The organism is Paenibacillus sp. J22P15, assembly GCF_056269345.1.
Genome location: NZ_JBWDNT010000007.1, coordinates 79285 through 92593 on the forward strand (window position 1 = coordinate 79285; position 13309 = coordinate 92593).

11 protein-coding genes are annotated in these 13309 nt (G+C 46.0%); 7 read left to right on the forward strand and 4 right to left on the reverse strand.

Annotation, left to right across the window (positions count from 1 at the left end; all coding sequences use genetic code 11):
• Positions 1–171: 171 nt before the first annotated feature.
• Positions 172–840, reverse strand: a complete 669-nt coding sequence (locus AC0YN6_RS16695) for a hypothetical protein (protein ID WP_475748186.1) — start codon at positions 838–840, stop codon at positions 172–174.
• Between the two features lie 318 nt (positions 841–1158).
• Between AC0YN6_RS16695 and AC0YN6_RS16700 the strand changes: the two genes are divergently transcribed.
• The 6 genes from AC0YN6_RS16700 to AC0YN6_RS16725 all read left to right on the forward strand — a co-directional run bounded on the left by AC0YN6_RS16700 (position 1159) and on the right by AC0YN6_RS16725 (position 7471).
• Positions 1159–1470 (forward strand): Dabb family protein, encoded by a 312-nt coding sequence (locus tag AC0YN6_RS16700; protein ID WP_475748187.1) that lies wholly within the window; start codon positions 1159–1161, stop codon positions 1468–1470.
• 96 nt (positions 1471–1566) lie between these two features.
• Positions 1567–2235 (forward strand): bifunctional 2-keto-4-hydroxyglutarate aldolase/2-keto-3-deoxy-6-phosphogluconate aldolase, encoded by a 669-nt coding sequence (locus AC0YN6_RS16705; RefSeq protein WP_475748188.1) that lies wholly within the window; start codon positions 1567–1569, stop codon positions 2233–2235.
• A 77-nt stretch (positions 2236–2312) separates the two neighbouring features.
• Entirely contained in the window at positions 2313–3188 is an 876-nt protein-coding gene (locus AC0YN6_RS16710) for a glycoside hydrolase family 43 protein (RefSeq protein WP_475748189.1), read from the forward strand.
• Between the two features lie 123 nt (positions 3189–3311).
• Complete coding sequence (fumC, locus tag AC0YN6_RS16715) at positions 3312–4697, forward strand: class II fumarate hydratase (protein ID WP_475748190.1); 1386 nt, start codon at positions 3312–3314, stop codon at positions 4695–4697.
• 157 nt (positions 4698–4854) lie between these two features.
• The gene (locus AC0YN6_RS16720) at positions 4855–6795 is read left to right on the forward strand and encodes an ABC-F family ATP-binding cassette domain-containing protein (RefSeq protein ID WP_475748191.1); all 1941 of its coding nucleotides are present in this window, start codon (positions 4855–4857) and stop codon (positions 6793–6795) included.
• A 43-nt stretch (positions 6796–6838) separates the two neighbouring features.
• Positions 6839–7471 (forward strand): fumarylacetoacetate hydrolase family protein, encoded by a 633-nt coding sequence (locus tag AC0YN6_RS16725; protein WP_475748192.1) that lies wholly within the window; start codon positions 6839–6841, stop codon positions 7469–7471.
• A gap of 180 nt (positions 7472–7651) precedes the next feature.
• Here the strand turns inward: AC0YN6_RS16725 and AC0YN6_RS16730 are convergent, their stop codons facing one another.
• The 3 genes from AC0YN6_RS16730 to AC0YN6_RS16740 all read right to left on the reverse strand — a co-directional run bounded on the left by AC0YN6_RS16730 (position 7652) and on the right by AC0YN6_RS16740 (position 11386).
• The gene (locus tag AC0YN6_RS16730) at positions 7652–8098 is read right to left on the reverse strand and encodes a Dps family protein (protein ID WP_475748193.1); all 447 of its coding nucleotides are present in this window, start codon (positions 8096–8098) and stop codon (positions 7652–7654) included.
• Positions 8099–8409: 311 nt separating this feature from the next.
• Positions 8410–10353, reverse strand: a complete 1944-nt coding sequence (locus AC0YN6_RS16735) for a glycoside hydrolase family 15 protein (RefSeq protein ID WP_475748194.1) — start codon at positions 10351–10353, stop codon at positions 8410–8412.
• Between the two features lie 4 nt (positions 10354–10357).
• Entirely contained in the window at positions 10358–11386 is a 1029-nt protein-coding gene (locus AC0YN6_RS16740; protein ID WP_475748195.1) for a LacI family DNA-binding transcriptional regulator, read from the reverse strand.
• A 496-nt stretch (positions 11387–11882) separates the two neighbouring features.
• Here AC0YN6_RS16740 and AC0YN6_RS16745 point away from each other — a divergent pair, with 496 nt between their 5' ends.
• Entirely contained in the window at positions 11883–13196 is a 1314-nt protein-coding gene (locus AC0YN6_RS16745) for a sugar ABC transporter substrate-binding protein (RefSeq protein WP_475748196.1), read from the forward strand.
• Positions 13197–13309 lie beyond the last annotated feature (113 nt).

Consider the following 13309-nt stretch of genomic DNA (forward strand, 5'->3'; position numbering starts at 1 on the left):
GAGGTACATTGCAGAAATACAATAGAATTAGCTCTCAACACGGCAAATGGGTCGAAAAAGGATGATTCTACTGTAGAATGTACAATGTAGCTCGAGAGTAGCAGTGTGAGAGGCAGCTACATTGTACTAACTGCAACGTAGGCGGACGTGGATGAACCTTTAACTATAAATTTATAGCAGCCTCTCTAATGCTCCTTCAACTAGCTCATAGTTCCGAATATCTTTACCGTTAGATATAGGCCGGAGCAGCCTCTTTTCTACGAGTGTATGCAGTCTGGTGCGCGCTGTGCGAAAATTAATTTGCAAATGGTCCTGAACATCTTTTGGGCGTATTTTACGTCCTAATGACCAAGCTAGCTGGAGAACTTCCCGTTCTTTAAGATTGATGGCTTGCTCGGATTCGTTACGGATAAGATGGGGAGCGAGGGCCAGCTGCAGCAGCATACGACAAATTTCAGGACGCCGCTGCACATCGTCGAACGTGAAGTGAAGCATTTTCCAGCCCATTCCTGTTAAGAAGTTTTCACGATTTACGGCGTAGCTGTGCTTCTCTCTATCCATATCTTTAATATGGCTTTGGAAACCATCACACTCCAGTCCGAAGCGGCCAAAATCGGTCAAATAAGCGAAATCTAAAAATTGAGATTTTCGGTTCCAGTCATAGATTTCGTATTCAGGGTGCAGGTTCCGGAACGTTCCGAAGAGGGGCCACCAAACATTTTGAAGCAGCAGCTTCTCAGCAAAGCCATGTCCTCTTAACAGCCGTCCTCGGCGCTCTCCAGACCGCCTTCGTTCATGATCCTCAAGAAATGCGGAGTAGCATTGTTCAAATTCACTCATCCTAACAAGCCTCCTTCTGAAAATAAAAAAAACGCCCTATAGCCAAGGATTGGCTTTAGGACGTTCTTCGTCTGCTGAGAGTATAGCATGTAATGTCGTATGGTCCAAGTACCTCTATAAAATACCAGGTGCTCGTATAAAGTGAGTATGTATTCCCTAGAATTTACTCCGTATAATAAGCTCCTTACTGGAACCGTAAACACGTCATAACCGTGCTCTCTTTTAGTTGTAAACAAAAACTAACGTTCCAAATGGAGACTTGTTTATGTTATTTTTATAGGATTGATACCATTTCATATAGAAAAAGGTGTGATTTGTATGACAGCGCAAACAAAAGCATGGATTTTGCACTCCGTTATTTTCAATTTAAAGCACGAGCAGGGCTCTGTTGAGGAGCAGCAGTTTCTAGAGGATGGCAAACGGATTCTTACTTCAATTCCGACCGTTACGAACTTTCAAGTTTATAAGCAAGTAAGCGCTAAAAATGACTACCGTCATGGCTTCGCGATGGAGTTTGCCAACCAGGCGGATTATGATGCGTATAACGAGCATCCGCTTCACGTGCAATTTGTAAACGAGCGTTGGGTGCTGGAAGTTGAAAAGTTTCTTGAAATCGATTACGCGAAATAGGATAGAGATTGAAGATTTGACGAAAACGACATATAATGAGCGATAGATAACACAATTTCGAACAAATACGAACATTATAGGAAGAGGGATTAACGGATGAAGAAGCTTAGAGTGCTCCAGCAGTTGACGGATGCAGGCGTGGTGGCTGTATTGCGCGCAGATTCGCCAGAGGAAGTTGTGGAAATGTCGCGCCGCGCAATTAAAGGCGGAATTAAAGCGATTGAGATAACGATGACGGTACCATTCGCGCTGCGTGCGATCGAGCAATTATCGAAAGAATATTCAAGTGACGTATCACCAGATGCGGACAACTTTGCAATTATCGGTGTAGGCACCGTGCTAGATCCAGAAACAGCACGCGCTGCAATATTAGCAGGAGCAGAATATGTGGTTTCGCCTGCGCTTAACCCGGATACAATCAAGCTTTGCAATCGCTATGCGATTCCGATTTTGCCGGGCACGATGACGATTCATGAAATTCAAACTGCGCTGGAGCTAGGTGTAGATATCGTTAAGCTTTTTCCAGGAAACCTGTACTCGCCGAGCGTCATTCCTTCTATAAAAGGACCTTTGCCGCAGGCTAACGTGATGCCTACTGGCGGCGTGTCACTCGACAATCTGAAGGATTGGATCAAAGCGGGCGCGGTAGCGGTCGGTATTGGATCGGATCTAACGAAGGATGCTGTAAAAACAGGCGACTTCTCGCTCATTGAGCAGAAAGCAGCTGCCTATATCGCCGCATACCGCGAAGCGAAAGGTTTGTAGTTTAATAGCCTGATAGAGAAGGTTTCCTCTGTCAGGTTTTTTTGTGTGAAAATTGATAATAAAGGGGGAATGGAGAAATGGTTAACCGTGATCAAATTCGAATTCGTGACCCATACATACTCGTGAATGAGCAAGAGAATTGTTATTATCTTTACGGCACGACGGATGAGAATGTATGGTCAGCTCCCGGAACGGGCTTTGATACTTATAGAAGCACTGACCTAGAAAATTGGGACGGGCCTTATCCAGCATTCAGACCAGCGCCAGGCTTTTGGGCGGACCATCATTTTTGGGCACCTGAAGTCTATTTCTACAACAATAGCTATTATATGTTCGCTTCCTTTAAGTCAACTGATAAACGGCGTGCAACGCAGATTTTAATATCCGAAAGCGCTGCAGGACCGTTTAATCCGCTTACGAGCGAGCCGATTACGCCAGCTGATTGGGAATGCCTTGATGGTACGCTGCATATCGGTGAGGATGGAACGCCTTGGATGGTATTTTGCCAAGAGTGGGTTCAAGTGAACGATGGGAAAATGTGCGCCGTACCGATGACCCCGGATCTTAATGAAGCAGCTGGTGAGCCGATCACACTCTTCTCAGCATCGGAAGCGCCTTGGGCTATTCCATTCGGAGATAATAACAATAACTATATTACGGATGGACCGTACCTCTATAGAAACGAAGCTGGGGAGTTGCTCATGCTTTGGTCAAGCGGTTCGAAAAATGGTTATGCTATCGGCATCGCGCGATCAGTCAGCGGGAAAATGGAAGGTCCATGGACGCAGGATGCGGAGACGCTGTTCGATCAGGATGGCGGACATGGGATGCTTTTCCGCTCATTGGAAGGTAAACTGATGTTAGCTATGCATTCGTCAAATAATGAGCCGGATGAAAGAGCTGTATTTATTGAAATAGAAGAGAAAAATGGGACGCTGCAAAGAAAAATATAAAGCAAGACACAATTTCTACTACTCTATTTATGTGTCCTTGCTTGATTCTAGGCGGGAATAGCGTTATAACAGAAACAGGGTCATAAAGAGAACAAACAATTGATTAAAGGAGTCGTTCAATTAATGGATTATCGGATTGAGAAGGACACAATGGGCGAGATTCAGGTTCCTGCGGACAAGCTATGGGGTGCACAAACGCAACGAAGCTTGCAAAACTTCAAAATTAGCGGTGAGCGCATGCCGATCGAAGTTGTTTACGCGATGGCTTATATCAAAAAAGCAGCAGCGCAAGCAAATGAAAAGCTTGGCGTTCTAGATGCGGCTAAATCTGCAATTATCGGCGAGGCGGTAGACGAGATTGTTGCTGGCAAATGGGATGAGCACTTCCCGCTCGTTGTATGGCAAACAGGCAGCGGCACACAAACGAATATGAACGTGAATGAAGTTATTGCTAATCGTGCGAATGGCTTGCTTGCTGAGCGTGGAAGCGAATTGCGTATTCACCCGAATGATGACGTTAACCGTTCACAGAGCTCTAATGATACATTCCCTGCAGCAATGCACATCGCTGGCGTAATCGCGCTGGAGGATCGTTTGCTTCCATCACTTGATTTGCTCAATGACACGCTTCGCGCGAAAGCGGAGAAGTTTAACGATATTGTAAAAATCGGACGCACGCATCTTCAAGATGCTACGCCAATTACGCTTGGACAAGAAATTAGCGGCTGGTACTCTATGCTGGATAGAACGCGCGCAATGCTTGTTCAAAGTGTAGAAACGATGCGCGATCTAGCGCTTGGCGGTACAGCAGTAGGCACGGGGCTTAACGCTCACCCTGACTTTGCCGTTGCAGTTGCACAAGAAGTAACGACACTTACTGGCAAAACGTTTATTACAGCCGAGAACAAATTCCACTCGCTTACAAGCCACGACCAAATCGTGTACACGCATGGTGCAGTAAAAGCACTAGCAGCTGATTTGATGAAAATTGCGAACGATGTAAGATGGCTTGCAAGCGGTCCTCGCTGCGGCATCGGTGAAATCTCCATTCCTGAGAATGAGCCGGGCAGCTCAATCATGCCAGGTAAAGTTAACCCGACGCAAAGCGAAGCTTTGACAATGGCGGTATGCCAAGTTATCGGTAATGATACAGCAATTTCGATGGCGGCGAGCCAAGGTAACTTCGAGCTTAACGTGTTCAAACCAGTTATCATTTATAACTTCCTGCAATCAGTAGCTCTTCTAGCTGATGGTATGGTTTCATTCAACGACAACTGTGCGGTTGGCATCGAGCCGAATGAAGAAGCAATTAAACGTAATTTGGATCAGTCGCTTATGCTCGTAACAGCGCTTAACCCGCATATTGGTTATGAGAATGCAGCTGCTATTGCAAAAAATGCACACAAAAAAGGACTTACGTTGAAGGAGTCGGCTATCGCGAGCGGCTTGCTTACTTCCGAGCAGTTCGATGAGTTTGTTCGTCCTGAGAACATGATCGGAAAGCGCTAATTAACAGCTAAAGTAGAAAGGACCAGCACCTGTCTGATGAAGATAGGGGTTGGTCCTTTTTGTTATTTTCCTTAAAGTGAAGATGCAGGTTTTTTATGGTATGATACGAGTGGCTGCAATTGCAGCAATACTATTCCAAAAAAAGTAGGTTTAACTTATGCATTTATTATCTGTAGAACATATAACGAAAAGCTATGGCGAGAAGGTTTTGTTCGATGATGTCACGTTCGGCATCGAGGATGGCGATAAAGTCGGCATCATTGGTGTAAACGGCACGGGTAAATCGACCTTTCTTAAGGTCATTGCCGGTTTGGAACAGGCCGACTCAGGTACGGTATCGATTGGCAACCGAGTAACGGTAAGGATGCTGGCACAGGACCCAGTGTTTGCCGAGAACGAAACGACGCTGGAGCACGTCCTTGGCGGAGATTCACCGCAGCTAAGAGCGGTTCAAGCTTTTGCCGCTGCGATGGAAGCGATTGAGCTCAATCCTAACAATGAAGCGATGCAGGAGAAGCTGATTCAGGCGAATCAGCTCATGGATGAGTATGATGCGTGGACACTTGAGAGCGATGCGAAGATGGCGTTGTCTAAGCTCGGTATTAGTGATTTTGAGGCGAAGGTAGAGACGCTGTCGGGTGGTCAGCGCAAACGTGTCGCTATGGCTGCTGCGCTTCTGCTTCCTTCTGATGTGCTCATTCTGGATGAGCCTACGAACCATATTGATAATGATTCAGTCGCTTGGCTTGAAGGCATGCTGCAAAAACGCAGAGGCGCACTGCTCATGATTACGCATGATCGCTATTTCCTTGACCGTGTGAGTAACCGTGTAATCGAGCTGGATAAAGGTCAAGCACACTTCTACCAAGCGAATTATAGCCGGTTCCTTGAGCTGAAGCTGGAACGTGAGGAGAGAGAAGCTTCAACAGAAGCGAAGCGTAAGAACCTGCTTCGCAATGAACTCGCTTGGATTAGACGCGGTGCAAAGGCGAGATCGACGAAGCAAAAGGCGCGTATCGATCGCTTCGAAGCATTGAAGGAGGATGCTCCGAAGCAAGCGAGCGGGAAGATGGAAGTATCGGTTGCATCCACTAGACTGGGACGTAAAATCATTGAAATCGAAGAGGTAACGAAAGGTTTCGGCGACCGGACGCTCATTCGTGATTTTAGCTATATTGGGGTTCCCGGGGATCGGGTAGGTATTGTAGGACGCAACGGAAGCGGGAAGTCCACGCTGCTCAAGCTTATCACGGGACAACTAACGCCTGATGAAGGGACAGTTGAGCTCGGTGCTACCGTTAAGCTGGGCTGGTTCTCACAAGAGCATGAGGAAATGGATCAATCGCTGCGTGTAATCGAATATATTCGCGAGGGAGCCGAGCAGGTGAAGACGGCAGACGGCTCGACGATATCGGCGGGTCAAATGCTGGAGCGTTTCCTATTCTCGCCTACGATGCAGTGGACGCCTATTTCGAAGCTGTCCGGCGGTGAGAAGCGTCGCTTGCAGCTTTTGCGTGTGTTAATGAACGCACCAAATGTGCTGCTGCTGGATGAGCCGACGAATGATTTGGATATTTCCACGCTTACAGTGCTTGAGGATTATCTCGATGAATTCCCGGGTGTCGTGTTCGTCGTCTCTCATGATCGTTATTTCCTAGATCGTACAGTAGACAAAATTGTTGCATTCGAGGGCAACGGCGTAATTACGCATCATACTGGCAACTACTCGGATTATCAGGAGTATGTCGAGAAGTATGGCATAGCAGCAACGGCATCAGCATCTGAAACAGCTGCCAAACCGATCGCAGCCGCTCAGAAGAGCACCGCGGCAGCAACGACGAAAGCGCCAAGCAAAGCGAGTCCACTCAAAATGTCCTACAAGGATCAGAAGGACTTTGAACAAATAGATGGCTGGATTGCAGCTGCGGAAGCTGAAATTAGTGATATTGCTTTACAGATGGAAGCAGCAAGCAGTGATTCTTCACGACTGCTGGAGCTGGCAGCAGAGCAGCAGCAGCTGGAAGAGAAGCTGGAGAAGCTGATGGACCGCTGGGCAGAGTTAAACGAATTGGCAGAGCAAATCGCAGCTCAGAAATAACTAGACCCCATTGAAATAGATGTATAGAAAGGCGGCAATATTCATGAGCAGCAATGAGATTCGTAATATTTATTGTATCGGTCGAAACTATAGACTTCACGCCTTGGAGCTTGGCAATGAGGTGCCTGAGGAGCCGCTCGTGTTTACGAAGCCGTCTCACGCCATCGTTCCAATGTCCGGAAATATTGTAAAGCTTCCAGGGAATGTGGGCGAGGTGCATTTTGAACTGGAAATCGTGCTTCGCATCGGTCGTACCTATGATCCGGGCATCGATCCAGAGCAATGTATTGATGGTATGGCGCTTGGTCTCGATTTAACACTGCGCGACGTGCAGTCGAAGCTGAAGGCAAAGGGCCAGCCTTGGCTTGCAGCTAAAGGATTTAAAAACTCGGCACCTCTCGGTGAATGGCTGCCATATCCGGGCGCAGCGGCATTCACAGAGAGCGAATTCGTGCTCATGCGAAATGGTGAAGAGGCGCAGCGCGGCAAAACAAGTGATATGATGTTTAGCGTATCGCAGTTGATTCAATACGTTGGCGAGCATTACGGCCTTGGAGCCGGAGACATTATTTATACTGGAACGCCGGCTGGTGTAGCTGCTCTGCATGATGGTGATCAGCTGCAAGCATTATGGGCTGACAAGTCCGTAGGTCATTGCAGCATTAAGCTCGTTTAGTGAATATTCGTTAATAGGTATAAGCAAAGACAGTTCTTCCCTACTTGGAAGAACTGTCTTTTTATGTAACAATTTACTCATGGGAGAGTGAGTAGTTGATGAAAATCGTATGGATCGAGGATGAGCGGCTAAGTAAAGGAGCCTCAGCAGCGTTTAAACTGTCGTGGCTCCTTCTTCATATTATTTTCCATTAAAAGCGGTGAGCATCCATACATGCTTCTCAAGTGTCGTATGAATAGCAAGAAGCATGTCGGCCGTCGTTTCGTCGTCTGCCTTCTGTGCTGCTTCCATACCTTCTTTCAATTCACCGTTAATCGTTGTGAAATCTTTAATCAACTGCTCAACCATCTGCGTAGCATCCTCTTTATTCGAAGCTTCTTCAATACTTGAGGTTTTCAAATAGTCTTGCATTGTGGCGATAGGCGTTCCTTTCACAGCAAGCAGACGCTCTGCAATTTCATCAACATGAAGAGCTGCTTCTTCATAAAACTCTTGGAACTTTTCATGCAAAGTGAAAAACTGTGAGCCCTTCACATACCAATGATAATTGTGAAGCTTAATGTAAAGCACGCTCCAGTTGGCTATTTGGCGGTTTAAGTGTTGTTGTACAGTTGTTGGTGTTGTCATATTAATCATCCTTTCTGATGGTAGTTTGCGCTATTTGCAGTCTTTGAATACGTAAATGCTGGGTATTCATACTTTTTTAAAATTTAGACTAACTCCTTGTTTATAATTATTACAAACTAAAAGAGGTCCGTCAATAGATATACACCAATTTGCGAGAAATGAAACATGTCCATCAAAGCAGTTAAATAACTACTGAGAAAATTGAAGCGGTCATGAGTGCAAATCAAAACAAACCGACGGTTCAAATCTGCCGTCGGTTTTTTTTTGATTTTGATCATGAGATTTATTCGTTGTACTCAGCAGGCTTCAGCTTACTTGTTCTCTGCTTCCGCGAGCATGAAGATCGTTAATATAAACATGGCATGCGACCAGGTTAGCGGAACAACCCAAGCGGTTTCACCGGTATTTTTGTCTACTTGCTCAGGCAGGAGGCCTGTCTCAGTACGGTGATCCATAGCCCACTTCAGTAATTGCTTCGCTTCATCTATGCAGCCCGTTTGGATACGGTAGTGTGCGAGCCATAACGTAGTTAGAATCCAAGGATTCCCTCCGATATAGTTGTCATCCTCATAACGCTTAATACCGCCAACGCCTGGTACGGTCAATGCAGCTTCAACAGCATCGGCAGTGAGACGCATGTGTTCGTGATCAGCCGCTACAGCGCCAAACGGAACGGCGATGCCGAGCAAGCTGATATCAATAATGTCATCGTGATTGAGGACGTGCTTTTTGTAGCCTTTATTGCTTTCGGTTACATAACCAGTCGCGCCCGAAGTGACTGCTTGCTCATATTTGCCTGCATGCACAGTAAGATCAACGCCGCGGTAAAATCTACCGCCTTCTTCATTCCAGCATAACTCTTGTATGGCTATTGAAATACGCTCAGCAGCAGCTGTCCATTCAGCTGCAAGCTCTTGCTTGCCAGCTAGATCCGCAAAGCTCGCAGCCGCTGTCAAACCGCCGTAGACAGCGGCAGAGGAGTACGTATGCGACGCTTCACGCTCTTCCCATAGATCAATGCTCGGTTTAGGCAAACCGGTTTCTGCGTTGATGAAGCTCATCAAGAAGGATGCGCCTTTCTCGACAGCAGGCCATACCTGCTTCGCAAACTCGATGTTTTTGTTCTCCAAATAATGCTGCCACATTCCCCACAGAATGGACGAGCCTTCATCAATTTGCAGGCCCCATGATGGAGCTAGGCTGCCATCATGATAATGGCGCTGCTGCCATGAGCCATCGGGTGATTGTGCGGTTAGCGTCCAAGCGTAGAAGCTGTCAGAGAGCGAGCCGAGACCTGCTTTATCAAGCGCGGTCGTAATGAATGCGGCATCCCGGCCCCAACAGAATGAATAACCGCCGCAGCGTGAGAAATTTTCATCGAATTCGGGAGCTGCAATAATACTTCCGGTTTCCTCATCCGACATAAGCTTAAACATAAGCAAAGAGCGGTCGTATAGATCTGATATTTCAGCATCATGAATAGGGCATGGCGCTGCAGCTTCCAAAAAGTGATGCCAATAAGCAGTCGTTTCTGCGACCCATTCAGCGCTTGATTTGCTTTTTGCAGTCCGCATTTGTTGCAGTACGCTTTCTTCATCATGACCTGCCGTCAGATAGACGGGAATCGTCACGGATTCACCAGCTGCAAGCTGATCGATACGCCAGTTTAAAGCACCGTCTGGTCGCATATCGATATTGTTGCCATTTAGCTTGCCTTGTTGAACCATATCCCAAGCGAGTCCTGATTGGTAACCAGTGCATACGTTTGCACTCGAAAGCGCAAAATAATACTTATGGCGAAAATGAACCAAGGAGTCTTCAGCGGCATTAAACATCGTTGTATTATATAGCTTATTCTCACTTACCAGGAAAGAAGAATGAACGATAAAGGAGAAGGATACAGCTTGATCGCTATTATTCGTGAAAGTATATTCTCGAACGATAATATCCTGTCCAGGTACAGCGAAATGTAAGCTGTTTACTTGGACAGGCTGCTGCGTGGAGTGAGCGTTTACTCGTAAAATGTTCGTTTTTGGGATGTACTCCGCCTCATGAAAGAAGCCGTCGGCTTCTTCATCAAACCATGAAACGGAACGATTTTCCCATTGAATACCTGTGCGGATAGCGTCTACATGCTGTGGCAGATCGATATTGGGCCACCACAGGCGATACATTTTGCCTGTGCGGCCAAGTGATGCGAGAAACTTGGAATTCCCGATGATAGCATCTACTAAAAATGGCTTTTTATTTGACACGCTGTCAACTCCTTTTGGATACGGTTTGAATAGATGATTCGCGTACGATCAACCTGTGCGGAATAATCATTCTGTTCTGGTGCACACTTTCTTCTTGAATGAGACGAATCAGCATTTGTGAGGCAGTATATCCGAGCTGATAGGTTCCGATATCAATAGAGCTGATTGGCGGTGTGGCAAGCTCCGATAACGCGATGTTGTTAAAGCTTACGATACTGAGGTCATCCGGCACTTTATAGCCAAGCTCAGTTAAGCCGCGCAATACGCCGAATCCGACGACATCGTCAATAACGACTAAGCCGCTTGGTCTCTCGGGCAGGCTCATCATGAATGACATTGCACGATAGCCGCTTTGTTGAAGAAACTCGCCTTCAACGATCCACTCGGATCTTACGGGCAAGCCTGCCTCAGACATAGCTCTGCGGTAGCCTTGCATCCGGTCATGTGCAACCGTCAGTGAAGGCGGGCCGCTAACGAAGCCGATTCTCTCATGACCTTGGACGATTAAATGCTGAGTAGCATCATAAGCTGCAAGCTCGTTGTTATTGTCGACGGACAAAATGTTTGGCCTATCCTCAGTCCGACCTATTAATACAGTAGGAAATTTTTGCTTGTTTAATAGATCGATTAAGGGGTCATTTACCCGTGAAGATAATAGAATTACGCCGTCAACCCTGCGTCCGAACACAAGCCTGGATACCGTTTCTGTTTCATCACTCGGCGAGGTAGCTGCTGTAAGCAGCATATCATATCCCGCTCGTGTGGATTGCGTCAGTATCCCGCGAAGTAATTCGCCAAAGAAGAAGTCCTGAAACAGCTCTTCAGCTGGTCGAGGCAGCATAATGGCTAACGTCTGGGTTGTTTTGGAGACTAAACTTTTGGCCATTACATTTGGATGGTAGCCCATTTCTTCCATATACCGTTTAACCTTCAGCGAGGTAGCCTTACTAATTCTAGGGTGATTAGAGACGACCCTGGATACCGTGGAAGGAGAGACTCCCGCAGCTTTTGCAATATCTTTAATGGTTATCATATTATGTTGAACCTCCACCCGCGCAAACGTGCTTGCTTTATATGCTTCATCCTAATGCAACTGTTGCCTAAATGTAAATATATATCTAAAGTAAGCGTTTCACAAATATTGAAAAACTGAAACAGAAAGAGATAAATGACGGAAATAGAAGATAACCTAATATTTGATCGGGAAATTGAACTGTGCAAACGTTTTAACAAACTATAAGCTCTGTTGTATGATGAATCCACGAATAGAACGCTTTCACAACAATCTCATTAGATTAAAAGGTGCGAAAAGGCAGTATTTCCGCTCGCAAAGCATTTTTTAATGTAATTTGTACAAACGTTTGCGCATAACCAAGCCTATAGACACATAACGTGAATAAACAACTCAAAATCTTGGTTATAGCCATTGTGCAAAGGCAGCTTTCCAACAGAAGGCGCATGAGTAATTGTTAGGATGTCGGTAATTCAAAAAAAGGCATGAAACACATTATGAAGGGGGATTACCTAGCATGAAAAAGTGGTTTGTAATGTCATTAATCACAGCTTTGTTTATTGTTTCCGCATGTGGTGGGGGAAATAAAGAAGCGAACACAGAAAAACCTGCTAATGCAACGAATGCACCAACGAATAATGCACCAGCCAACAACAATGAAGAGGCATCAGAAGAGATTGTTCCGGAAGAAGGCGCAACACTGCTTGTTTGGGAAAGTAAAGAGGAGCGTCCATTCGTTGAAGCAATTGCGAAGGAATTTACTGCCAAATACGGCATAGAGATTAAATTTGAGGAAATCGGTGCAGGCGATCAAGTGAATAAGCTGATGACAGACGGCCCTGCTGGTCTCGGCGCAGATGTTGTACTATTCCCGCATGATAACCTTGGTAAAGCAGTTACAGCTGGTTTGATTTTGCCAAACGATTACTATGAAGAGCAATCGAGAAGTGCAAATGCTGAGCTTGCAGTAAATGCAGTTTCCTATGACGGGGTACTTTACGGATACCCGCGTTCAGTAGAAACCTACGCACTGTTTTATAACAAAGCACTTATCACTGAAATTCCAAAAACGTTCGATGAGGTAGTTGCTTTCTCCAAAACGTTCAACGACACGAAAAACAATAAATACGGTCTAATGTGGGATGTGGGTAACTTCTACTTCAGCTATCCGTTTATCTCAACTGGCGGTTATGTGTACGGTGAGAACGGTCAAAACAAAGATGATATCGGTCTCAACACGGAAGGCGCAATCGCTGGTTTGAAATACTACGGTTCATTGAAAGACAGCATCTTGCCACTCAATTCCGGCGATATCAACTACGATATTAAAAAAGGTTTGTTCATTGGCGGCACACTGGCAATGGATATTAACGGGCCATGGGCAATTGGCGATTACAGAAACGCAGGAATTGATTTCGGCGTAGCTCCATTGCCAAGCATTAACGGTCAACCGGCTTCTTCCTTCTCTGGTATTAAAGCTTGGTATGTTAACTCATTCTCGAAATACCCGAATGCAGCACGTTTATTCTCGTACTACGCATCAACAAAAGAAGCGCAGCTGCAAAACTTCGAACTGACAGGCGCTATCCCTGCGAATAATGATGCAGCGGCTGACCCTACTGTGCAAGGAAATGAAATTGTTAAAGGTTTCCTAGAGCAATTCAACCAATCAACGCCAATGCCTTCGATCCCTGAGATGGGTAACGTATGGACTCCGATCGGAGCAGCGTTCTCTGACGTATGGAACTCGGGCAAGGATGCAAAAGAAGCACTCGACAATGCCGTGCAACAAATCAAAGATGCTAACAATGGCGCAGCGGCAGCGAAATAATATCGTTTAATTGGAGTCACCCGCCGAATGGCTTCGGCGGGTGAACCGACGTTTGTAAGTCATTACATGCCAAGCTGGAATAAGCTTGATGTTTTTTTAGATGAGAGGAAGGG

Excerpts from the sequence above, each read along its gene's own strand:
- fumC (WP_475748190.1), top strand. The coding sequence starts at position 3,312 with ATGGATTATCGGATTGAGAAGGACACAATGGGCGAGATTCAGGTTCCT.
- AC0YN6_RS16720 (WP_475748191.1), top strand. The coding sequence starts at position 4,855 with ATGCATTTATTATCTGTAGAACATATAACGAAAAGCTATGGCGAGAAG.
- AC0YN6_RS16740 (WP_475748195.1), bottom strand. The coding sequence starts at position 11,386 with ATGATAACCATTAAAGATATTGCAAAAGCTGCGGGAGTCTCTCCTTCC.
- AC0YN6_RS16710 (WP_475748189.1), top strand. The coding sequence starts at position 2,313 with ATGGTTAACCGTGATCAAATTCGAATTCGTGACCCATACATACTCGTG.
- AC0YN6_RS16745 (WP_475748196.1), top strand. The coding sequence starts at position 11,883 with ATGAAAAAGTGGTTTGTAATGTCATTAATCACAGCTTTGTTTATTGTT.
- AC0YN6_RS16725 (WP_475748192.1), top strand. The coding sequence starts at position 6,839 with ATGAGCAGCAATGAGATTCGTAATATTTATTGTATCGGTCGAAACTAT.
- AC0YN6_RS16700 (WP_475748187.1), top strand. The coding sequence starts at position 1,159 with ATGACAGCGCAAACAAAAGCATGGATTTTGCACTCCGTTATTTTCAAT.
- AC0YN6_RS16695 (WP_475748186.1), bottom strand. The coding sequence starts at position 840 with ATGAGTGAATTTGAACAATGCTACTCCGCATTTCTTGAGGATCATGAA.
- AC0YN6_RS16705 (WP_475748188.1), top strand. The coding sequence starts at position 1,567 with ATGAAGAAGCTTAGAGTGCTCCAGCAGTTGACGGATGCAGGCGTGGTG.
- AC0YN6_RS16730 (WP_475748193.1), bottom strand. The coding sequence starts at position 8,098 with ATGACAACACCAACAACTGTACAACAACACTTAAACCGCCAAATAGCC.